Source organism: Streptomyces sp. ADI95-17 (assembly GCF_003846175.1).
Classification (GTDB): domain Bacteria; phylum Actinomycetota; class Actinomycetes; order Streptomycetales; family Streptomycetaceae; genus Streptomyces; species Streptomyces sanglieri.
The window spans coordinates 152,144-173,666 of record NZ_ML123046.1; the positions used below are offsets into that span (position 1 = coordinate 152,144).

General features: G+C 71.1%; 20 protein-coding genes. 6 read left to right on the forward strand and 14 right to left on the reverse strand.

Annotated elements, in window-relative coordinates; all coding sequences use genetic code 11:
* Positions 1-65: 65 nt before the first annotated feature.
* Both EES42_RS14550 and EES42_RS14555 read right to left on the reverse strand, forming a co-directional pair.
* Positions 66-695 (reverse strand): TetR/AcrR family transcriptional regulator, encoded by a 630-nt coding sequence (locus EES42_RS14550; protein WP_124718652.1) that lies wholly within the window; start codon positions 693-695, stop codon positions 66-68.
* Positions 696-765: 70 nt separating this feature from the next.
* Positions 766-1,659: a DMT family transporter gene (locus EES42_RS14555; protein ID WP_124718653.1), complete on the reverse strand. Its 894-nt coding sequence runs from the start codon at positions 1,657-1,659 to the stop codon at positions 766-768.
* A 210-nt stretch (positions 1,660-1,869) separates the two neighbouring features.
* Between EES42_RS14555 and EES42_RS14560 the strand changes: the two genes are divergently transcribed.
* Both EES42_RS14560 and EES42_RS14565 read left to right on the forward strand, forming a co-directional pair.
* Positions 1,870-3,525: an FAD-binding dehydrogenase gene (locus tag EES42_RS14560; RefSeq protein ID WP_124718654.1), complete on the forward strand. Its 1,656-nt coding sequence runs from the start codon at positions 1,870-1,872 to the stop codon at positions 3,523-3,525.
* A gap of 95 nt (positions 3,526-3,620) precedes the next feature.
* Complete coding sequence (locus EES42_RS14565) at positions 3,621-4,574, forward strand: LysR substrate-binding domain-containing protein (RefSeq protein WP_124718655.1); 954 nt, start codon at positions 3,621-3,623, stop codon at positions 4,572-4,574.
* A gap of 60 nt (positions 4,575-4,634) precedes the next feature.
* Here EES42_RS14565 and EES42_RS14570 read toward each other — a convergent pair whose 3' ends face one another.
* From EES42_RS14570 to EES42_RS14605, 8 genes are read right to left on the reverse strand one after another with little or no spacing between them, the layout of a single operon-like run.
* Complete coding sequence (locus tag EES42_RS14570) at positions 4,635-5,636, reverse strand: amidohydrolase family protein (RefSeq protein ID WP_124718656.1); 1,002 nt, start codon at positions 5,634-5,636, stop codon at positions 4,635-4,637.
* Positions 5,637-5,638: 2 nt separating this feature from the next.
* On the reverse strand, positions 5,639-6,160 hold the full coding sequence (locus EES42_RS14575; RefSeq protein WP_124718657.1) for a 3-hydroxyanthranilate 3,4-dioxygenase: 522 nt from the start codon (positions 6,158-6,160) through the stop codon (positions 5,639-5,641).
* Positions 6,157-6,612, reverse strand: a complete 456-nt coding sequence (locus EES42_RS14580; protein WP_124718658.1) for a RidA family protein — start codon at positions 6,610-6,612, stop codon at positions 6,157-6,159. Before EES42_RS14580 ends, EES42_RS14575 begins: the two co-directional genes overlap by 4 nt.
* The gene (locus EES42_RS14585) at positions 6,609-7,376 is read right to left on the reverse strand and encodes a 2-keto-4-pentenoate hydratase (RefSeq protein WP_124718659.1); all 768 of its coding nucleotides are present in this window, start codon (positions 7,374-7,376) and stop codon (positions 6,609-6,611) included. Before EES42_RS14585 ends, EES42_RS14580 begins: the two co-directional genes overlap by 4 nt.
* Complete coding sequence (gene dmpG / locus EES42_RS14590; protein WP_124718660.1) at positions 7,373-8,404, reverse strand: 4-hydroxy-2-oxovalerate aldolase; 1,032 nt, start codon at positions 8,402-8,404, stop codon at positions 7,373-7,375. The genes EES42_RS14585 and dmpG overlap by 4 nt, the downstream gene beginning before the upstream one ends.
* Positions 8,401-9,357, reverse strand: coding sequence for an acetaldehyde dehydrogenase (acetylating) (locus EES42_RS14595; RefSeq protein WP_124718661.1), 957 nt, complete (start codon positions 9,355-9,357; stop codon positions 8,401-8,403). The genes dmpG and EES42_RS14595 overlap by 4 nt, the downstream gene beginning before the upstream one ends.
* Positions 9,354-10,169: a 2-keto-4-pentenoate hydratase gene (locus EES42_RS14600; RefSeq protein WP_241196392.1), complete on the reverse strand. Its 816-nt coding sequence runs from the start codon at positions 10,167-10,169 to the stop codon at positions 9,354-9,356. Before EES42_RS14600 ends, EES42_RS14595 begins: the two co-directional genes overlap by 4 nt.
* On the reverse strand, positions 10,166-11,641 hold the full coding sequence (locus tag EES42_RS14605) for a 2-hydroxymuconic semialdehyde dehydrogenase (protein WP_124718662.1): 1,476 nt from the start codon (positions 11,639-11,641) through the stop codon (positions 10,166-10,168). The genes EES42_RS14600 and EES42_RS14605 overlap by 4 nt, the downstream gene beginning before the upstream one ends.
* Before the next feature lie 303 nt (positions 11,642-11,944).
* Between EES42_RS14605 and EES42_RS14610 the strand changes: the two genes are divergently transcribed.
* Positions 11,945-13,297: an MFS transporter gene (locus tag EES42_RS14610; protein ID WP_124718663.1), complete on the forward strand. Its 1,353-nt coding sequence runs from the start codon at positions 11,945-11,947 to the stop codon at positions 13,295-13,297.
* Complete coding sequence (locus tag EES42_RS14615; protein ID WP_124718664.1) at positions 13,294-14,514, forward strand: carboxylesterase family protein; 1,221 nt, start codon at positions 13,294-13,296, stop codon at positions 14,512-14,514. Before EES42_RS14610 ends, EES42_RS14615 begins: the two co-directional genes overlap by 4 nt.
* A gap of 32 nt (positions 14,515-14,546) precedes the next feature.
* On the opposite strand, the gene EES42_RS14620 is transcribed toward EES42_RS14615, so the two are convergent.
* The 3 genes from EES42_RS14620 to EES42_RS14635 all read right to left on the reverse strand — a co-directional run bounded on the left by EES42_RS14620 (position 14,547) and on the right by EES42_RS14635 (position 17,211).
* Positions 14,547-14,996: an ASCH domain-containing protein gene (locus EES42_RS14620; RefSeq protein ID WP_124718665.1), complete on the reverse strand. Its 450-nt coding sequence runs from the start codon at positions 14,994-14,996 to the stop codon at positions 14,547-14,549.
* 296 nt (positions 14,997-15,292) lie between these two features.
* The gene (locus EES42_RS14630) at positions 15,293-16,690 is read right to left on the reverse strand and encodes a GntP family permease (protein ID WP_124718667.1); all 1,398 of its coding nucleotides are present in this window, start codon (positions 16,688-16,690) and stop codon (positions 15,293-15,295) included.
* Between the two features lie 11 nt (positions 16,691-16,701).
* Positions 16,702-17,211, reverse strand: a complete 510-nt coding sequence (locus EES42_RS14635) for a gluconokinase (protein ID WP_124718668.1) — start codon at positions 17,209-17,211, stop codon at positions 16,702-16,704.
* Between the two features lie 144 nt (positions 17,212-17,355).
* Between EES42_RS14635 and EES42_RS14640 the strand changes: the two genes are divergently transcribed.
* On the forward strand, positions 17,356-18,057 hold the full coding sequence (locus EES42_RS14640) for a FadR/GntR family transcriptional regulator (protein WP_124718669.1): 702 nt from the start codon (positions 17,356-17,358) through the stop codon (positions 18,055-18,057).
* A gap of 119 nt (positions 18,058-18,176) precedes the next feature.
* Positions 18,177-19,256 carry a HEAT repeat domain-containing protein gene (locus EES42_RS14645; protein ID WP_124718670.1) on the forward strand — a complete coding sequence of 360 codons (1,080 nt, stop codon included), beginning with the start codon at positions 18,177-18,179 and terminating at the stop codon, positions 19,254-19,256.
* A gap of 124 nt (positions 19,257-19,380) precedes the next feature.
* On the opposite strand, the gene phsA is transcribed toward EES42_RS14645, so the two are convergent.
* Complete coding sequence (gene phsA / locus EES42_RS14650; RefSeq protein WP_124719369.1) at positions 19,381-21,273, reverse strand: O-aminophenol oxidase PhsA; 1,893 nt, start codon at positions 21,271-21,273, stop codon at positions 19,381-19,383.
* Positions 21,274-21,523: the final 250 nt, after the last annotated feature.

Below are 21,523 nucleotides of genomic sequence, written 5' to 3' on the forward strand. Positions count from 1 at the left end.
GGTGCGGGTGGTGCGGGTGGTGCGGGTGGTGCGGGTGGTGCGGGTGGTGCGGGTGGTGCGGGTGGTCACGCGTGGCCCGGCACGGGGGCGTGCAGGAACGCGTGGGTGGTCTCGACGAGATCGGCGAGGAAGAGCTCGTCGCCGGTCAGCGATTCGATGCCGTCGAGACGCTGGTGGGCGCGGTCGGCCATCGCCGCGCCGATCAGGGTGAGCGCCAGATCCAGCCGCTCCAGGCGGACGGGGCCGGGCAGCGCGCCCAGGCGGTCCCCGATGCGGCCGATCAGCCGCCCGTAGTTGGTGCCGTCCAGGGCGGGGTGCAGCCGGCCGGTCCGCAGCCCGGTCTCATGGGTGAGCTGGGCCGAGATCCGCAGACAGCGGCGGCCGCGGTCGTCGGCGAGCAGGCTCGCCTCGGCCGTCATCAGCGCGGTGAGCAGCTCCCGTACGCCGCAGTCCTCGCCCAGTCGGGCGAGCAGGGGTGTCAGCACCTGTTCGGTACGGGCCAGGCGGCCGGCCATCACCGCGTCGAGCAGTCCGGCCCGGGAGCCGAAGTGGTACTGGACCGCGGAAGGGTTGCTCTGCCCGGCCAGCCGGACGATGTCCCGCAGCTGGGCGCCGTCGGTGCCCTGCGCCGCGAAGACCTCCTCGGCCGCGCGGATCAGCTTCTCCCTGGTCTCCTGTCCGGAGGTTCGCGCCATGCGGCCACTCTAATGCTGGCCATTATTAAAAACCAGCGGCGGGCGCCCCCGGCGACCCCGGCGGGCCCGCTCAGTTCGGCTGGAGGCTCTTCTCGCGGCGCCCGCCCACCGGCCCCTCCGGCATCGCCGGATGCAGCCCGAGCAGCACGATCCCGGCGACGATCGCCGCCAGACCGGCCGCCTGCCAGGCCAGCGCGCCGGTGTCGGTGCGCAGCTGGTCGCCGAGGAAACCGACCCCGCAGGCGATCCCGGCCAGCGGCTGGGCGGCCGTCAGCGGCGGCAGCGAGACCCGGAGCGGGCCCGTCTCGAAGGCGCTCTGCACCAGCAGCAGCCCGGTCACCCCCAGCACCAGCACCGCGTACGGCTGCCACGCCGTCACCAGCGCCGCCCACCCCTCGTCGGACAGCCGCTGTCCGCTGACCCGGGTGAGCGCGTCCTGCAGTCCGTACAGCAGCCCGGCCGCCACGGCGAGCAGCGCGGGCGCGGCCCCCGAGTCGGAGCGCTTGGCGAAGGCGGTGAGCAGCAGTGCGGTGCCCACGACGACACCGATCACCAGCCAGTGCCGCAGCGCGCTGGTCACCGCCTCGCCGCCCTGCGGCTGACCCGCCAGCAGAAAGGCGGTGACCCCGCCGGCCAGCAGCCAGAGGCCGGCCCAGCCCTGATGGCCGAGCCGCTGACCGGTCCGATGCCGCGACAGGGCCATCGCGAAGAGCAGATTGGTCGCGAGCAGGGGCTCGACGACGGACACCTCGCCCTTGCCCAGGGCCAGGGCGCCCAGCACCATGCCGCAGACCATCAGCCCGATCCCGGCCAGCCAGCTCGGCACCCGCATCAGGTCGAGCAGCAGCCGGGGCGAGAGGTAGTCGCTCCGCGGGGCGTGCGAGGCGGCGGCCTGCTGCAGGACGAACCCGAATCCCAGGCAGCAGGCGGCACTCACGGCGAGCACGACGACCAGCACCGACACGCTTCTACCTCAAGTCAGGCCAGAAGTGGGTGATTTGTATCGACGATAGCGCCTGTGCCCCGCAGGTGCGGCCGGAGCGCGGCCGACCGGGCGGTTGACGCCGGAGCGACCGGTGCCGAAGATCTGACGCACGAGTAACTTCCGGCGCCGGGGACGGTGCCGGAGCCCGACCGTGGCCGTGACCGGATCGCCCCGACAAGGATGGAACCCATGGCGTACGACGCTGATGTGATCGTGATCGGGGCAGGGCTCGCCGGCCTGGTGGCCACCGCCGAGCTGGTCGACGCGGGCCGCTCGGTGATCCTGCTCGACCAGGAGCCCGAGCAGTCGATCGGCGGCCAGGCGCACTGGTCCTTCGGCGGCCTCTTCCTCGTCGACTCGCCCGAGCAGCGCCGGATGCGGGTCAAGGACAGCCATGAGCTGGCCCTGCAGGACTGGCTCGGTACGGCGGGCTTCGACCGCGAGGAGGACCACTGGCCGCGGAAGTGGGCCGAGGCGTACGTCGACTTCGCGGCCGGTGAGAAGCGCTCCTGGCTGCACGCCCAGGGGCTGCGGATCTTCCCCGTCGTCGGCTGGGCCGAACGCGGCGGCTACGACGCGAACGGCCACGGCAACTCCGTCCCCCGCTTCCACATCACCTGGGGCACCGGCCCCGGCGTCGTCGCCCCCTTCGAGCGCCGGGTCCGCGAGGGCGTCGCCAAGGGCCTCGTACGGTTCCGGTTCCGCCACCGGGTCACCGGCCTGGGCCGCACCGCCGGCGCCGTCGACACCGTGACCGGCGAGGTGCTGGAGCCGAGCGCGGCGGCCCGGGGCACCGCGAGCAGCCGGGTGGCGACCGGCACGTTCGAGCTGCGGGCCCAGGCGGTGATCGTCACCTCCGGCGGCATCGGCGGCAACCACGACCTCGTGCGCAAGCAGTGGCCCGCGCGGCTGGGCACCCCGCCCGCGAAGATGCTCTCCGGCGTCCCCGCCCATGTCGACGGGCTGATGCTCGGCATCGCCGAGGAGGCCGGCGCCCACCACATCAACCGCGACCGGATGTGGCACTACACCGAGGGCATCGAGAACTGGAACCCGATCTGGGCGAAGCACGGCATCCGGATCCTGCCCGGACCGTCCTCGCTCTGGCTGGACGCCACCGGCAAGCGCCTCCCGGTCCCGCTCTTCCCGGGCTTCGACACCCTGGGCACCCTCGAACACATCATGCGGTCCGGCCACGACCACACCTGGTTCGTCCTCGACCAGAGGATCATCGGCAAGGAGTTCGCGCTCTCCGGCTCCGAGCAGAACCCGGACCTCACCGGAAAGTCGATCCGTGACGTCATAGGCCGGGCCCGGGCCGACGTACCGGCCCCGGTGAAGGCGTTCATGGACAACGGAGCGGACTTCGTCGTCGAGAAGGACCTCGCCGCGCTCGTCCGGGGCATGAACGCCCTCACCGAGAAGCCGCTGATCGACGAGGCCGAACTGCGCCGCGAGATCACCGCCCGCGACCGCGAGGTGGCCAACCCCTTCACCAAGGACCTCCAGATCACCGCGATCCGCGGGGCCCGCACCTACCTCGGCGACAAGCTGATCCGCACCGCCGCGCCGCACCGCATCCTCGACCCCAAGGCCGGCCCGCTGATCGCCGTACGGCTGAACATCCTGACCCGCAAGTCGCTCGGCGGCCTGGAGACGGACCTGTCCTCCCGGGTGCTCACCGCGGACGGCACCCCGCTGGAGGGGGTGTACGCGGCGGGGGAGGCGGCCGGCTTCGGCGGCGGCGGGGTGCACGGCTACCGGTCGTTGGAAGGCACCTTCCTCGGCGGCTGCATCTTCTCCGGCCGCGCGGCCGGGCGGGCGGCGGCGAAGGCGGTCGGCTAGGGCGGCCCCCGCGGCGTCCGTACCGGTCCGCAGCCCGTTCCGTACGGTCCAGGGCGGCCGGACCCGCCCCCGGCGGGCGTGGATAGAGTCGTGGCGTGAAGATCCCGCGTCTCCTCGACGGCCGGCTGAAGCTCCGCCACCTGGTTCTCGTCGACGCGCTCTCCCGGCAGGGAAGCGTCGTCGGCGCCGCCGCGGAGCTGCACGTGACCCAGCCCGCCGCCACCCGCAGTCTGCACGAGCTGGAGGACATCCTCGGCGTCCCGCTCTACGAACGCGGGCCCCGGGGCGTCACCGCCACCGTGTTCGGAGAGGCGTTCACCGAGCACGCCCGGTCCGTGCTCGCCCAGCTCGCGCAGGCGGGCCGCCATGTGGTGGAGCTGGCCGACGCCGACCGCGGCACGGTCATCGTCGGCACCCATCTGGCGGGTTCGAACGTGCTCCTGCCGCGGGCCATCGCCGACATCAAGAAGGCGCGCCCCTATCTGACAGTGATCGTCCGGGAGGCGTCGCCGGAGGCCCTGCTCCTGGAGCTGGAGGCCGGCCGGATCGACTTCGTCGTCGGTCGGCTCACGGTCCCCTCCGACGAGCGGACGGTGCGCCGCAAGCTCTACGACGAGTCGGTCGAACTCGTGGTCAGGGCCTCGCACCCGCTTGCCGGGCAGAGTGCGGTGGAGCTCGCGGACCTGCCGGACTACCCCTGGATCCTGCCGGGCGCGGAGACCGCGCTGCGACGGGAGATCGAGGAGTTCTTCGCCCGGCACGGCATGCCGCTGCCGATGAACCGGGTCGAGACGACCTCGTTCCTGACCGTGCGCCAGCTTCTGCTGGAGACCGATGTCGTCGCGGCGCTGCCCGGTCTGATCACCCGGGACGACACCCGTATCGTCCGGCTGGCGGTGCCGCTGGACCCGATCGGGCACAGCGTCGGGCTGACCCTGTCGGCCGCCCGGGCGCTGGGCCCGTCCGCGCAGGCGCTGATCCGGAGCCTGGAGGACATCGCCGCGGGCATGGCGTCGCAGAGCGCGGCCGGCGGCGACGGTCCGCCGTAGGCCGCGCCGTCGAACCGCAGCCGCCCGAAGGCGGCCGTGCGGCAATCTCGACGGCAGGCCCTAGGGACCGGTGAGTCCCAGGAAGCGTTCGGCGTTGCCGTGCGTGATCAGCTCCCGGCTGCGGTCGTCCAGGAAGGAGCTCTTGCGGACCACCTCGCCGACCGGCCGTTCCCCCAGCGGGTACGGATAGTCGCTGCCCACCATCACCCGGTCCGCACCGACCGTGTCGACCAGCAGCCGCAGGGCACGGTCGTCGAATACCACCGAATCGACGTAGAAACGGCCCAGATAGTGCGAGGGCGGGCGCTCGGAGGTGCCGATGACGTCGCGCCGGCCGTGCCAGGCGTTCTCCATCCGGCCGAGCCAGAACGCGAACGAGCCGCCGCCGTGCGCGAAACAGATCTTCAGCCGGTCGTCGATCCGGTCGAAGACCCCGCCCAGGATCAGGGCGAGGATCGACAGATGCGTCTCGGCGGGCATGGCCGTGAGCCACTGCGCCATCCACCGGTCCAGCCGCGGCGAACTCGCCATGTCCCAGGGGTGCACGAACACCGGCACATCGAGCGAGGCGCAGTGCTGGAGGAAGGTGACGACCCCTTCGCTGTCCAGGTCGTGGTCCCCGACGTGGTTGCCGATCTCCACGCCCCGGTGCCCGTTGGCGATGCTCCGTTCCAGCTCGCGGCAGGCCGCGTCGGGATCCTGCAACGGCACCTGGCAGAACGGGATCAGCCGGTCCGGTGCCGGAGCGGTGATCTCCAGCGCGAGATCGTTGAAGATCCGCGAGACCTTGGCGGCCTCGGCCCCGCTGCGCCCGTAGGTGAAGAACGCCGGGGTGGGGGAGACCACTTGACGGTGCACCCCGTCCGCGTCCATGTCCCGCAGCCGGGTCCCGGCGTCCCAGGCATCGGCCTGGATCCGCCGGAACTCCCTGGAACCCATCATGATCATGGCGTCGGACTCGGACTCGATCCGCAGCCAGGGAGCCTCGGGACCGGCCTCGGCCGTCAGATCCGGCCAGCCGCGCGGAACGTAATGCGTGTGTACGTCGATCGTGCGGTCCACGCTCAGCCCTTCCCGGGGTGCAGGGCACCGCACTCGGGGCACGTACGCGCCTTCTCGTCGCCGTAGAACTCGGCGAAGACCGGCGGCAGATCCGCGACGATGTCCCGCACCTGGAGCTCGACCTCATGGATCTTCGTGGCGCACTCGGGGCAGTACCACTGGAACCGCTCCAGGGTGCCCTCCTCCCGGACCCGCTCGATGACCAGCCCGATCGAACCGGCGTCCGGCCGCTGCGGGGAGTGCGGCACATTGCCGGGCAGCAGCCAGACCTCGCCCTGCCGGATGTGTACGGTCCGAGGTCCGTCCTCGGTCATGAGGTCGACATGCATATCGCCCTTGACCTGGTAGAACCACTCCTCGTACGGGTCGAGGTGGAAGTCGGTCCGCTGGTTGGGCCCGCCGACGACCTGGACGATGAAGTCCTGGCCCAGGGACATGGTGCGGTTGTTCACCGGCGGCCTGAGCAGGTGCTCGTGCTCGGTGATCCAGCCCTGGAAATCGATGACCGGGGGAATGACGGTCATGAGGACACCTCCGTACTGTGCGCTCTGTGTGACTGGCGGGGCCGCGGCAGATGGGCGACCGCCTGGATCTCGATCAGCAGATGGGGATGCGGCAACTGGTGCACCGCGACGGTCGTCCGGGTCGGTCCCCGCTCGTCGAAGAACTCGCCGTAGACCTCGTTGTATCCGCCGAAGTCGTTCATGGACACCAGATAGGTGGTGATCTGGGCGATGTCGGAGAGCTCCGCGCCCACCTCGGCCAGGATGTCCCGGATGTTCTCGATCACCGCCCGGGTCTGCGCCCGGATGTCCAGTTCCGTGGTGCCGAACTCATCGGCCTCGACACCCACGAACGTGTTGTCCGGCCGGCGCGAACTGGTGCCGGAGACGAACACCAGGTCCCCGACGACCTTCACATGGGGGAACCGCCCGCGCGGAGTGGCCTTGCCCTCGATCACTCGTGAACCGCTCATCGGAACCCCTTCACCGTGACGGACCCGATGCCCGCCACATCGCACTCGGTGACCCCCGCCACCAGCGGCACGGCCGCCGTGGCGGCGCCCGCGAGCACCACCTGACCCGCCTTCAGCGAAATGCCGCGGCGACGGCACATGTCCAGCAGGGCGTGCAGCGCGTGCACCGGGTCGCCGAGAACGGCGGCGGTCGATCCCACCGTCTCCGTCGCCGCGGTACGCAGCCGCACCGCACGGTTGGCGACGTCCGCCAGGGGCCGCCACGGCCCGATCGCGTAGCCGGCCGCGGAGGTGTTGTCCGCGACGACATCGGTGTACGTGAACCGGAAGTCCCGGTAACGCGAGTCGATGATCTCGACGGCCGGGGCCACGGCGTCCACGCACGACTCGATGTCCGTCGACGGATCCTTGGGATCCACGTCCCGGCAGAGCCGGAAGGCGACCTCGGGCTCGACCTTCGGGTGAATGAAGCGAGACAGGTCGACCTCGTCGCCGTCCGCGATCCGCATGGCGTCCGTGAGCCGGCCCACGATCACGTCGGAGACACCCATCTGAGCCATCTTGGCCTTGCTGGTGAATCCCAGCTTCACCCCCACGACCCGCTCGCCGCGGCCCACCCGCAGCTCCAGCAGCGCCGCCTGCACCGCGTACGCGTCATCGATGTCCAGCTCATGGCTGTCGGCGAGGCTCGGGGTGTCCTTGCGGGACGTCTGCGCCGTGTCCAGCCGCTGCGCCAGTATGCCGGTCAGCTCTGCCGGGATCATTTGCCGCTCCCTTCCGTGCCGGCCGCGCGCCGCGCGGCCAGGTCCAGTGCGATGTCCACGATCAGGTCCTCCTGACCGCCCACCATCTGCCGCCGGCCGACCTCCAGGAGGATCTCCCGGGTGTCGACCCCGTAACGCCGCCCCGCACGTTCGGCGTGCAGCAGGAAGCTGGAGTAGACACCGGCGTAGCCGAGCGTCAGGGTCTCCCGGTCCACCTGGACCGGCCGGTTGCGCAGCGGGCGGACGATGTCGTCGGCGGCGTCCTGGAGTGCGAACAGGTCGCAGCCGTGCTCCCAGCCCAGCAGGTCCGCGACGGCGACGAACGGTTCCGCCGGGCAGTTCCCGGCCCCGGCTCCCTGACCGGCCAGTGCCACGTCGACCCGGTACGCGCCGTGCTCCACGGCGGTCACGCTGTTGGCGACCGACAGCGAGAGGTTCTCGTGGGCATGGATGCCGATCTCGGTCGCCTCGTCGAGCACCTCGCGGTACGCGTCGACCCGGGCGGCAACCTCACGCATCGTCAGACGGCCGCCGGAGTCGGTGACATAGACGCAGTGCGCGCCGTACGACTCCATCAGCGCGGCCTGACGGGCCAGGCCCTCGGGGGAGTTGAGATGGCTCATCATCAGGAACCCGGACACATCCATCCCGTTCTCCCGGGCCCAGGAGATGTGCTGCGCGCTCACGTCGGCCTCGGTGCAGTGCGTCGCGACGCGCACGCTGCGCACCCCGAGCGCATGGGCCCGGCGCAGATGGTCGATGGTGCCGATGCCGGGCAGCAACAGGGTGGTCAGCTTCGCGTGTTCGAGGACGTCCGCGGCGGCTTCGATCCACTCCTCGTCGCTGTGCGCGCCGAACCCGTAGTTCGCGCTCGAACCGCCGAGACCGTCACCGTGCGCGACCTCGATGGCCGCGACCCCGGACCGGTCGAGCGCGGCGACGATCCGGCGCACCTGGTCGACGGTGTACATGTGCCCCATCGCGTGCATGCCGTCGCGCAGGGTCACGTCCTGGACGTACAGCTTCATGAGGTCACCCATCCTCGGAGTGCGGCGATCTTCTCCGCGGTGCGGACCGCGGCGGAGGTCATGATGTCGAGATTGCCCGCGTAGTCGGGCAGGTAGTGGCCGGCGCCGAGCACCTCCAGGAACACCGAGACCCTGACCCCGGTGACCCGTCGGCCCAGGGCCGGGACGACGGTGTCCTCGACCGGGTCGAACTGGACGTCCTGCTTGAGCCGGTAGCCGGGCACGTACTCCCGTACCGACCGCGCCATCCGCTCGACGGAGGCCACGATCCGGTCCCGGCCGGCGTCGGAGAGCCCGCCCTCGACGAGGCAGAAGACGGTGTCGCGCATGGCGAGCGGCGGCTCGGCCGGGTTGAGCACGATGATGGCCTTGCCGACCTCGGCGCCGCCGACCAGGCGGATCGCCTCACCGGTGGTCTCGGTGAACTCGTCGATATTGGCCCGGGTTCCGGGACCGGCCGACTTCGAGGCGATGGAGGCGACGATCTCCGCGTAGGCGACCGGCGCGATCCGGGAGATCGCGGCGACGACCGGAATGGTTGCCTGGCCGCCGCAGGTGACCATGTTGACGTCCCCGGCGCCGAGATGCTCGTCCAGGTTGACCGATGGCACCACGAACGGTCCGAGGGCCGCCGGAGTGAGGTCGATCATCAGCTTCCCGTGCTCCGCGGCGATCCGGGCGTTGCGCACATGGGCCTTGGCCGAGGTGGCGTCGAAGACGACCTTGATGTCGGCGAATCCGGGCAGCTCCACCAGCCCGTCGACACCGCGGTGCGTGGTGGCCACGTTGAGCCGGGCGGCGCGGGCCAGGCCGTCGGAGTCCGGGTCGATGCCCACCATCGCGCCCATGCGCAGCGTCTTCGAGAGCCGCAGCACCTTGATCATGAGGTCGGTTCCGATGTTGCCGGAGCCGATGACGGCCACAGGGACGGTGCCGGATGCGGTGGAACTCACTTGGTCTCCTCCTCGATGACTGCCTCGACCTCGCCGAGCCCGTCCAGCGCCAGCCGGTACCGGCCGGGGCCGCCGATCGGCACCATCGGGCCCAGCGCCCCGGACATGACGACGTCCCCGGCGCGCAACGGCTGTTCCCGGGCGGCCAGTTCGCGCGCCAGCCAGGCCACGGCGACGACCGGGGAGCCGAGGCAGGCGTGTCCCGCGCCGAAGGAGACCGGTTCGCCGTCCCGCTGGAGCACCATGCCGACCCGGGACAGGTCGAGCCCGCTCAGCGGATACGGAGTGGTGCCGAGCACGAACGCGCCGCTGGAGGCGTTGTCCGCGACCGTGTCGGTGATGGCCAAGTCCCAGCCGGTGATCCGGGAATCGACGATCTCGATGGCGGGCAGCACGAACTCGGTGGCCCTCAGTACATCGGCGACGCCGGCCCCGGGCCGGTCGATGTCCTGGCCGAGCACGAAGGCGATCTCGCCCTCCGCACGCGGCTGGAGGAAGCGGTTCAGCGGCAGCGGTTCGGTGTGGGCGTACATCATGTCGTCGAAGAGCACCCCGAAGTCGGGGCGGAACACGCCGAACTGCTGCTGTACGGCGGGCGCGGTGAGGCCGATCTTGGCGCCCACCACCCGGGCTCCGGCGGCGCTCCGGCCGGCCGCGATCCGGCGTTGCACCTCATAGGCGGCGTCGATGTCATCGCGGCCCAGGAACTCCCGGACGGGAGCGCACGGGGTCCGCGATCCGGCGGCGGCGGTGAGGCGTGCCGCGGCCGCCTCGATCCGTGCGGGCAGGTCGGGGGTGTCGTGATCGGTCACAGCTGTACGCACACATTCGTCGGCTCGGTGTAGAAGTGCAGGGAGGATTCGCCGCCCTCGCGGCCGATGCCGGAGAGCCCGACACCGCCGAAGGGGGAGCGCAGATCGCGCAGGAACCAGGTGTTGACCCAGGCCATGCCGACGTTCATGGACTGCGCCACCCGGTGGCCGCGGCGCAGGTCGTTGGTCCACACGGAAGCCGCGAGACCGTACTCGGTGTCATTGGCCAGGGCGATGGCCTCCGCCTCGGTGTCGAAGGGGATCAGGGCGGCCACCGGGCCGAAGATCTCCTCGCGCACGGGCCGGTCGGCATTGGTCAGGCCCGTCCACAGCGTCGGCTCGATCCATGAGCCGCCCGCGAGTCCGGGACCGAGCTGCGGCACGCCGCCGCCGGTGAGCACCTTCGCCCCGGCCTGTTCGGCCAGTTCGAAGTAGCTCAGCACCTTGTTCCGGTGGGTTCGGGAGATCAGCGGTCCGGTGGTGGTCCGCTCGTCCAGCGGGTCGCCCAGCCGCAGGCCCCGGGCCCGCTCGGCGAGCCCGTCGGCGACATCGGCGAAGACCGAGCGCTGTACGTAGACCCGCTCGGTGCACAGGCAGACCTGGCCGGTGTTGGTGAAGACCGACCTGGTCAGCCCGGCCAGCGCCTCGTCGATGTCGACATCGTCGAAGACGACGGCGGCGTTCTTGCCGCCGAGCTCGAAGGACACCGGACGGACGCGGGGCGCGACGGTCTTCATGACGTGCGAGCCGGTGGCCGACGAGCCGGTGAAGGTCACCCCGTCGATCCCCGGGTGCGAGGTCACGTACTCACCGGCGGAGTCGCCGCCGAAGCCGTGGACGACGTTGTACACCCCGGCGGGCAGCCCGACCTCGGCGAGTACGTCGGCCAGCAGCGTGGCGGTGGCCGGGGTCTCCTCACTGGGCTTGACGACCAGGGCGTTGCCGCAGGCCAGGGCAGGGGCGACCTTCCAGGTCAGCAGCAGGAGGGGCAGATTCCACGGGACGACGACCGCGACGACGCCGAGCGGCTTGCGTACCGCGTAGTTGAGCGCCTGCCGGCCGCCCGCGAGGTCGGTGAGGAAGGACTCCTGGCCGGCGGCGGCCACCACGTCGGCGAAGGTGCGGAAGTTCGTCAGCGCGCGTGCGACATCGAGCTCCCGGGCCTGGGTGACCGGCTTGCCGGTGTCGGCGACCTCCGCCGCGACGAACTCCTCGAAGCGCTCCTCGATCCGGTCCGCGGCCCGGCGCAGCAGCGCGGCCCGCTCCCGTACCGGCGTCGTCGCCCACCCGTCGTGCAGGGCGCGCCTGGCCGCGCTCACTGCGCGGTCCACCAGGTCCCTGTCCGCTTCGTGCACCCGGGCGAACACCCGGCCGGTCGCCGGATCGGTCTTGTCGAAGCTGTGGTTCTCGTCGGGCTCCACGAACTGCCCGGCCACGAAGTTGCGGATCCACCGCCCAGTCTCTGCCGTCATGCGTCCCACTGTGATCCGCACAGCCATGCCGGACAAATGCGATTCTCGTGCCGAGCCATACCTGAAATGGCATAGCGGGTTGCCGGTGACGGATGTACGCCCGGGATCGCCGAACGGTCGTCCGTATGCTCGCGAGGGCGTTCTGCTATACCCGAACGGGTATGGCAGATCCCGGATTCGGTATTTGTGTGTCATTTCCCGGACCATCAGGATCCACGGTTAACGACGGGTGAAGCCCGGCCGTCGTAGCGGCTGTCCGGGGCGAACCGCCCACAGCCCGCCATCCAAGTGATAGGTCACCCCGTGAACACTTCACCTCACGAAGAACACTCGGGCGGCGCCCGAGCCACTGCCGGCAGAACCGCCCTCGCCACGCTCGCGGGCACCACGCTGGAGTGGTACGACTTCTTCCTCTACGGAACAGCCGCGGCCCTCATCTTCAACGAGCAGTTCTTCCCCTCGCTCAGCCCCGCCGCCGGCACGCTGGCCGCCTTCAGCACCTTCGCCGTCGGCTTCATCGCCCGCCCCCTCGGCGGTCTGGTCTTCGGCCACTACGGGGACCGCATCGGCCGCAAGGCGACGCTGGTGGTCTCGCTCGTCCTGATGGGCATCGGCACCACCCTCATCGGCGCCATCCCGAGCTACGGATCCATCGGCTTCTGGGCCCCGGTCCTCCTGGTCACGCTGCGCATCGTCCAGGGCATCGGGCTCGGCGGCGAAGGGGCCGGAGCGACCCTCATGTCGATGGAACACGCGCCACCGGGCAAGAAGAACCTCTACGCGGGCTTCCCGCAGATGGGCACACCGGGCGGCCTGGTCCTGGCCAATGTGATCTTCCTGGTCACCAACGCGGTCATGGGCGACCACGCGTTCACCTCGTGGGGCTGGCGCATCCCGTTCCTGCTCAGTTTCGTCCTGGTGGCCGTGGGGCTGGTGATCCGGCTGCGGGTGACCGAGTCGCCGTCCTTCGACCGCGTCCGGGCCCAGGACCAGGTGGTCAGGTTCCCGCTGGCCGAATCGATGAAGGTCGGCTTCCCCCGGCTCGCGCTGACCCTGCTCGCCGTCGTGGCCAACTCGGCCGTCGCCTACGTGTTCATGGTCTTCACGCTGTCCTACGGCTCCCAGCACCTCGACTACGACAAGCAGTTCCTCATCGTGAGCGTCACGGTCGCGGCGGCCCTGTGGTTCGTGACCATTCCGGTGTGGACGAAGATCGCCGACCGGCACGGCCGCCGGACCATGTTCATCGCCGGATCCGCCGCCATCCTCGTCTGGTGCGTCGCCTTCTTCCCGCTCATCAACACCGGCAACGCCGCCCTCGCCGTGGTGGCGCTGCTCGGCATGGGCCTCATCATCCCGGTCACCCACTGCGTGCAGGGCAGCATCATCGTCGACACCTTCCCCGTCAACGTCCGGTACTCCGGCTCCTCGGTGATCCTGCAGGGCGGCGCCATCCTGGGCGGCGGACTCGCCCCCATGATCTCCACGGCACTGCTCAACTCGGGCGGCTCGTCGACCGGGGTGACGTGGTACCTCGTCGGGATCTGCGCGGTCAGCCTGGCCGGCGCGGTCGCCCTGTTCCGGCTGGTACCCGAAGGGGCGCCGGAGCCGGTGCGGGACGCCCCGGCGAAGGCGCTCTCCGGGCGCGGCGCATGACCGGCGCCGCCGTGGTCCGGTCCGGCCCGGTCCGCTACGCCGTGGCCGAGCGCTTCGCGCGTCCCCGCCCGGCGCGTGACGACGACCGCCCGCCCACCGGCGAGATCTGCCCGCAACTGCCGTCCAGGCTCGACGCGGTGATGGGACCGCCGCTCGACCGGCACCCGCAGGGCGAGGACTGTCTGAACCTGACCGTCACCACACCCGCCCGCGACAGCGCGGCGCGGCCGGTGATGGTCTGGTTCCACGGCGGCGGGTTCAGCAGCGGCGCGGGCCTCATGGACTGGTACGACGGCGGGGCGCTCGCCACCGAGGGCGATGTCGTCGTGGTGGCCGTCAACTACCGTGTCGGCGCACTCGGATACCTCTGCCTCGACGGGGTGTCCGAGGGCAATCTCGGCCTGTACGACCAGCTCGAAGCGCTCCGCTGGGTGCGGACGCACATCGCCGCGTACGGCGGCGACCCCGCCGATGTCACGGTCTTCGGGCAGTCCGCCGGGGCGCTCTCCATCCGGCTGCTGATGGAGCTGCCCGAGGCCCGGGGGCTGTTCCGCCGCGCGATCCTGCAGAGCGCGCCACTGGCGATCGCCACCCGGTCGCGGGCCGATGCCGAGGCCCTCGGCCGGATCTTCGGCGAGCGGCTCGCGGTACACGCCCCCGGCGCCGACCCGCGCACCGCCGCCCGGGCGGCCGTACTCGCGGCGCAACGGGACACCGGGCTCGCCCACCGGGAACGTTCCGGCTCCACCCTGGAGCCGCCGTTCGGCCCCGTCGGCACGGCCCTCGCCGCCCCCGGACCGCACGTCAGCGGCCTGGACATCATGTACGGCTGGAACGCGGACGACATGTCGGCCTTCCCCGGAGAAATGAGCGGGGACGGTGATCCGGCGGAGCCGACCCGGCGGACGTACACCGAACCGCTGACCGCCCTCGGGCAACAGCTCGTCCGCGCCGGAGCCCGGGTGCACGCCTACCGGCTGGACTGGCGCCCGGCCGGATCGGAGTACGGTGCCACCCACTGCGTGGAACTGCCGCTGCTCCTCGGCTCCCGGGCCGCCTGGCGGGACTCCCCGATGCTGGGCGACACCCCCTGGGAGGAGGTGGACGAGCTGGGCAGGGCCGTGCGCGCCACCTGGACCGCCTTTGTCCGCACCGGCCGTCCCGGTGCCGTCGCGCCCCCGCTGACCTGCCGCGAGATCCTCGCCCGACGGCCGTAGCGCCCCGCAGCCGGCCCTGCCGCCCGCCCGGTCTACCGGCTGTCCGCGCCCGTGGCGGGGTCCAGCAGCTCGACGACCCGGAACCGTTCGGCGACGACCATGGTGTCGTCGTCCACGGTGAATTCCGGGTCGCCGAGCGCCTCCCGCATCTCCTCGCTCTGCCAGAACCTCTCGTGTCCCGCGCGCCACTCGGCGACCGAGGCGTGGCCCTCGCCCTCGTCGATCGCGTGCTGGAGGTCGACATCGCCCAGGCGCAGCACCCGCACCTCCGTCACCTCCAGCACCGCGGTCTCCCGGCCGTCCGAGTCGATCAGCGCGGAGCGCTCACCCACCGGAGGCAGCTCCTCCTTCTCCGCCTCGTACTCCGCGAGCAGCCCGGTCGTCGACACCTTCGTACCGGCGAGCACCGCCCCCACCAGCTGATCGCGCAGCGGTCCGGGGAAGGCGAGCAGGAAGGGCTTGAGGGGTTCACGGTTCGACATGGCGCCAAGTCTGACATGTCCCACGGGGTGCGGTGCCGGGCCCGGCACCCGGCAGGGGGCTGCAACTGCACGCCGGACGGGCCGAGTTGTGAACCGGTACGGGCCGCACGACCGGCAGTGGCCGCGGGTCGTGCGCCGCCGCGACCACCGGCCCGGTTCCCGGCCGGCCGGACACATGGCAATGGCGCTCGCCGACCCGGAGGCACGCCGTGGCATGCGCACCGGGTCGGTCGAGCGCCATCGGGCACGGTCACAGCATTGCGCTGTGGGGGGAGGACCGTGCGGGCAGCCGCGCGCTAGACGATCAGCGACAGCAGCAGGATGAAGGCCAGCGAGACCACGGAGATGATGGTCTCCATCACCGACCAGGTCTTCACCGTCTGGCCGACGTTCATGCCGAAGTATTCCTTCACCAGCCAGAAGCCGGCGTCATTGACATGGCTGAAGAAGAGCGAGCCCGCGCCGACGGCGAGGACCAGCAGAGCGGCGTGGGACGTCGACATGTCGGCGGCCAGCGGGGCGACCAGACCGGCCGCCGAGATGGTGGCCACGGTCGCCGAACCGGTCGCCAGCCGGATCGCGACGGCGATCAGCCAGCCCAGCAGCAGCGCGGGTATCGACCAGTCCTTGGAGAAGTCCAGGATCATCTGGCCCACACCGGCGTCGATCAGGGTCTGCTTGAAACCGCCGCCCGCGCCCACGATCAGCAGCACACCGGCGATCGGGGCCAGGGACTTCTCGACGGTGGTGGAGAGCCGGCCCTTGGAGAACCCGGCCGCCCGGCCCAGCGTGAACATCCCGACTATGACGGCCGCGAGCAGCGCGATCAGCGGCGAGCCGATCACATCGGTGACCTTCTGCAGGCTCTGCTCCGGGTCGTCCACCACGATGTCGACCAGTGCCTTGATCAGCATCAGCACGACCGGCAGCAGGATCGTCGCCAGGGTGGCGCCGAAGCCGGGACGGCGGTCCAGGTCCTCCGAGGGACGCTGCGGAATCATCTTCTCCGGCGCCTTGATGTCCACCCAGCGCGCCGCGTAGCGGGAGAAGACCGGTCCGGCGATGATCACGGTCGGGATCGCGACCAGCACACCGAGCGCCAGCGTGACCCCGAGGTTGGCGCCGAGGGCGTCGATCGCCACCAGCGGGCCGGGGTGCGGCGGGATCAGACCGTGCATCACGGAGAGACCGGCCAGCGCCGGGATGCCGATCCGCATCAGGGAGAAGTTGCCGCGCTTGGCGACGAGCAGCACCACCGGGATCAGCAGCACGATGCCGACCTCGAAGAAGAGCGGCAGCCCGATGATCGAGGCGATCAGCACCATCGCCCACGGCATGGAGCGCCGGCTCGCCTTCGCGAGGATGGTGTCGACGATCTGGTCCGCGCCGCCGGAGTCGGCCAGCAGCTTGCCCAGGATCGCACCGAGCGCGATCAGCACACCGACACCCGCGACGGTCGAGCCGAGGCCCGCGGTGAAGCTGGCGATCGTCTTGGCCGGAGCGGCACCGGCGAACGAGCCGAGCGCCAGCGAGCCGATGGTCAGCGCGAGGAACGCGTGCATCTTGAACTTGGTGATGAGCAGAACGATGACGGCGATGCCCGCCAGCACGGCGATGCCCAACTGCGCGTTGCCTGCCGAAGTGATCGGTTCGACGGCGTCCGCTGCCAACATCTCGACGCTGAGACTGGTCACGGTGGTGATCCTTAGTTATCGAGCCGGCGCAACGCGGCGACGGCTCGCTCGGTGATTTCTTCAGGGGTGCCGGACACATCGACCGAGACACCGGCCTCGTCCTCCTGCAGCGGCTGCAGGGTGGCGAACTGCGAGTCGAGCAGGGCGGTGGGCATGAAGTGCCCCTTGCGCTCCGCCATGCGCTTCTCGATCAGAGCCCGGTCGCCGGTCAGGTGGAGGAAGACCGCGCCGGGTGCCTCGGCGCGCAGCCGGTCCCGGTAGACCCGCTTGAGCGCCGAGCTGCTCACCACTCCGCCGAGCCCGGCCCGGCCGTGCGCCCACTGGCCGATCGCGTCGAGCCAGGGCCACCGGTCGGAGTCGTCCAGCGGAACGCCGGCCGACATCTTGGCGATGTTCGCCGCGGGATGGAAGTCGTCGCCCTCTGCGTACGGAACGCCGAGTCCGGCGGCGAGCAGGGGGCCGATCGTGGTCTTGCCGGTCCCTGCTACGCCCATCACCACGACGACGTGGGGGGTGCTCATTGGTGGTGCCTCGCAGTCTTCTTCGACGTCTTCCTCGACATCGGTCCGTCGCGCTACTGAAACCTATACGTACGACTTATTCAAGATGCTGTGACATAAACGTCGTACTTTTTGTTCCCGAAGGGTGCCCCGTAGGCTGTGCGCATGACCACACAGGGCCCTGGGCTGCATACACATGTGCTGGACACCCTGGGTCTGGAGATCGCCGCCGGGGCGCACCCGCCGGGGCAGGTGCTGCGCACCGACGAACTGGCGCAGCGGTTCGACGTCTCGCGCACCGTGGTCCGCGAGGTGATCCGCGTCCTGGAGTCCATGCACCTGGTCGAATCCCGGCGCCGGGTCGGCGTGACGGTGCGGCCGACCGAGGCATGGAACGTCTACGATCCGCAGGTCATCCGCTGGCGGCTGGCCGGCGCCGACCGCCCGCGCCAGCTGCGCTCCCTGACCGTGCTGCGGTCGGCGATCGAACCGGTTGCGGCCGGCCTCGCCGCCCGCAACGCCACCCCCGAGCAGTGCGCGGCCCTCACCGAGTGCGCGCTCGGCATGGTCGCCACCTCGCGCGGCCAGCAGCTGGAGGGCTATCTGGAGCACGACATCGCGTTCCACCGGATCGTGCTCAACGCCTCAGGCAACGAGATGTTCGCGCGGCTCGGCGATGTCGTCGCCGAGGTCCTGGCGGGCCGTACCCACCACCAGGTGATGTTCGAGGACCCGGACCCGGCCGCGGTCACCCTCCACGTCCGGCTCGCCGAGGCGGTGCGCGAGGGCGACGCGGTGGCGGCGGAGCGGCTGACGAAGGAGATCGCCGTCGGCGCCCTGCACGAGCTGGACGTGCTCGCTCCCTAGTCGGGCAGATCCGAAGGCGGCTGCGCTCTCCGGCATCGTCGACGCGTACGTGGACCGGAAGAGCGATCGGGCAGGTCAATTCCCGCGCGCACGCGCGGTTCGCGCACCAGAATGCCCGCATGGAAACGGACAGCGTGGCGGAACTGGTCACGCAGGCACTGGCGGCATTGCGCGCCGCCACCGACCCGGACAACCCGGATGACCGGGACGACTGGCGCGAGTACGTATCGCTGCTGTGGCGGGCGGCCGCCGACGGGGCGGCGGCGCTGCCGCTCGGCCTGGAGCTGATCGGTTCGGCCGATCCGATCGAGCGCGAGGCGGGCTGCGACCTGCTGCGCGACACCGGCAATCAGCACGAGGCGGTCCGCGCCGGGACGGCCACCGCGCTGGTCGCCCTCGCGCAGCGGGAGACCGAGGGCCGCGTGCTGCGCTCGCTGGCGCGCGCGATCGAGATGACTTACGACCCGCGCGCCGTCCCCGTCCTCGTCACCCTCGCCGGGCATCCCGAAGCCGAGGTCCGCGAGGAAGTGGCCCGCTCGTTCGCCGAGGTCATCACCGGCCTGCCGGACGGACCGGACATCCGCACCCTCATCGGGCTGACCCGGGACCCGGACCAGCACGTCCGCGACTGGGCGACGTTCACCCTCGGCGTCCAGGCCGAGGTGGACAGCCCCGCGATCCGGGCCGCGCTCTGGGAGCGGACGGCCGACGCGCACGCCGGGACCCGTACGGAAGCGATCCGCGCACTGGCCTGTCGGCACGACCCCCGCGCCGTCCCGCTCCTGGCCGGACTCCTCGGCGACCCCGAGGGCGCCCACGTCCTCACGTTCAGCGCGGCGCAGATCACGGATGCCCCCGAACCGCCGCCGGCCCTCCCGGAGTACGAGCCCGGCGACGACTGGGTCACCGACGCCGTGAACGCCTGCAACCCGGCGCGGCGGGCCCGTCTGGACGCCTGGGCCTGGGAGCTGGTCTCCACCCTCCATCGGCTCCGCCCCGACCTGGACGCCGCCGTCTCGATGGAACGCTTCGGCTGGGGCCGCTCCCTGGGCGTCGCCGCCGCCTTCGGGCCGTCGGACTACGACATGGAGGCACTGCTCGCACGCGCGGACGGCGACCCCACGCGCGCTGCCGAACTGGTCGCGGCCGACCTGCCGAGAGCCCTGCCCGACACCCCTCCCGGCCCTCGGCCTCACTGAGCAGGATCCCGGCGGCCGGCCGGAACTCCGGATCCACTTGTCCAGGGGCCCGGCCTCCCGGACACCGGACGGCCCCCGCGGAGCGATTCCGCGGGGGCCGCCTTCGTACGTACGGTCCGTACGGTCAGCCGCTGTGCCCGTGATGGCCGCCGTGCCCGGCTCCGTGGTCGAACTTCATCGCCTCGGGCGGCATCACGACGAACGGCCGCATCATGCCCATGTCCTCGTGCTCCAGCAGATGGCAGTGGTACATGAACCGCCCGTACGCCCCGTCGAACTTCCCGAGCACCTTCACCAACTGCCCGGCAGGCACCCGGAAGACGTCCTTCCAGCCCTGCTCGTTCGGTGCCGTCGCGATCGTGGTGCCATGGTCGAACGCCACCGGGGAACGGGTTCCGCCGACCGCCGGATCGAAGCCGTCGAGCTTGTACGCCTCCCGGCCCATCACCTGGAAGTCCGCCAGATGGATGTGCATCGGATGCGTCGGACCGCCCAGGTTGAGGAACGACCACTGCTCGTAGCTGCTCTCGCCCACCGTGAAGCCGAGACCGTCGTTGAAGGTCCGCGAGATCCTGCGGTACGTGCGCACCGTGCCGTCCTCGCCCTGCACCTGGATCACACCGTCCGAGGGCACCGGCACACCGGCGGCGTCCTCGATCTCGGTCATCTCCCAGATCTCCGGGTGACCGCCACCGCCGACCGTGCCGGGCACCGTCAGCACCACGAGCCGGTGCCCGTGCTCCACCTCGCCGTGCTCGTACCGCCGGAAGGAACCCGACAGCACCTCGGGCAGCTCGAAGCCGTCCCGCCGCCCCGTCTCCCGCACCCGGAACTCCATCACCTGCGGGAACGGCACGTTCGCTGCGGGGTCCGGCACCCCCGGCGCGAGCCTGCCCCGGTTGACCAGCCGGACCCGGCGGCCGGCCAGCGCCGAGAAGTCGATCAGCAGGTCCATCCGCTCGGCCGGAGCGATCGTCAGCCGCGGCAGCACCTCGTCGAAGTCGACCGGCACCGGGCGCGGCAACAGCCCGCCGTCACTGCCGATCTGCCGGATCACGCCCGGCACCGGGTTGTTCTCCTCGTCGACCAGCACCAGGTCGTAGATCCGCGCGTTGGACGCGTTGACCAGCCGGAAGCGGTACCACGCGTCGTCCACGTCCAGATGGGGCCAGATACGGCCGTTGACCGTCGTGTACGGGCCGAGGAACGGCAGCGACACCGGCTTCCCGGTCTCCGGGTCGGCCTCGGAGATCACCGTCGTCTTGTGCAGCAGCCGCCCGTTGAGCCGGCCGTCCTCGTCGGTGTCCAGATTGCGGTCGGCCAGGATCAGCGGCAACTCCCGGTCGCCGGACGGCAGACCGAGCGCGTCCTCCTCGTCGTCCCTGATCAGATAGGTGCCTACGAGCCCGGCGTACACGTTCCACCGGGTGATGTTCATGGCGTGGTCGTGGTACCAGTACTGCGTGGCCTGGTGGTCGTTCGGGTACTCCGACAGCTGTGCGTCGCCGAAGCCGACCGCGTTGTCCGCCCAGCCGTCGTTGCCGCCGCCGGTCTGCGCGCCGTGCAGATGCGTCACCGTCCAGGCGGGCAGCGCGGCGACGTCCTCGTTCGGCTTCACCCCGTCGCGTCCGGGGCGGTTGTGCGGTGCCGGTTCGCCCTGCTTGACCGGGCCGACCTCCACCGCCGTGACCGGGTACTCGCTTCCCTTGGGGATGCGGTTGGTCCAGGCGATCCTGATCCGCTCCCCGCGCCGCACCTCGATGGTCGGTCCCGGCACCGTGCCGTTGTACCCCCACATCAGGGTCGGCGGCAGCTGCGCGTGCAGCCGCACCCAGGTGGGCGAGAGGGCGATCTCCGTCTCTCGCAGCACCTCACCGGTCTGCGGGCGGAGCACCGGCGGTACGGGCAACGCGTCGGTGTACGGCACGAGTCCGCCGACCGGCGCCCCGAGCGCGGCCGCCTCGGAACCCGGTCCCCGTCCCTCGCTCCGCCGGCCGGTCCGCCCCGTCTTCTCCATGATCTCGGTGATTTCGGTCAAGGTACTTCCCCCATGATCCGCAATTCCACTGCTGGTGGACCACGCGCCCCCTGCCCCCGCAGGTACTGATTCGGTGGCCCCTGTGTATCGAAGGACCGCCCGGAAGCCGCCGGAGTTCATCGATGGGGGCAATCTGACCGAAACCGGTACGGCCCACCGGGCGAACGGCATTCGTTTCCCGCCAACGCGGCGCGCCGCCGTGACACCCTCACTGGGCGTACGGTTGTTC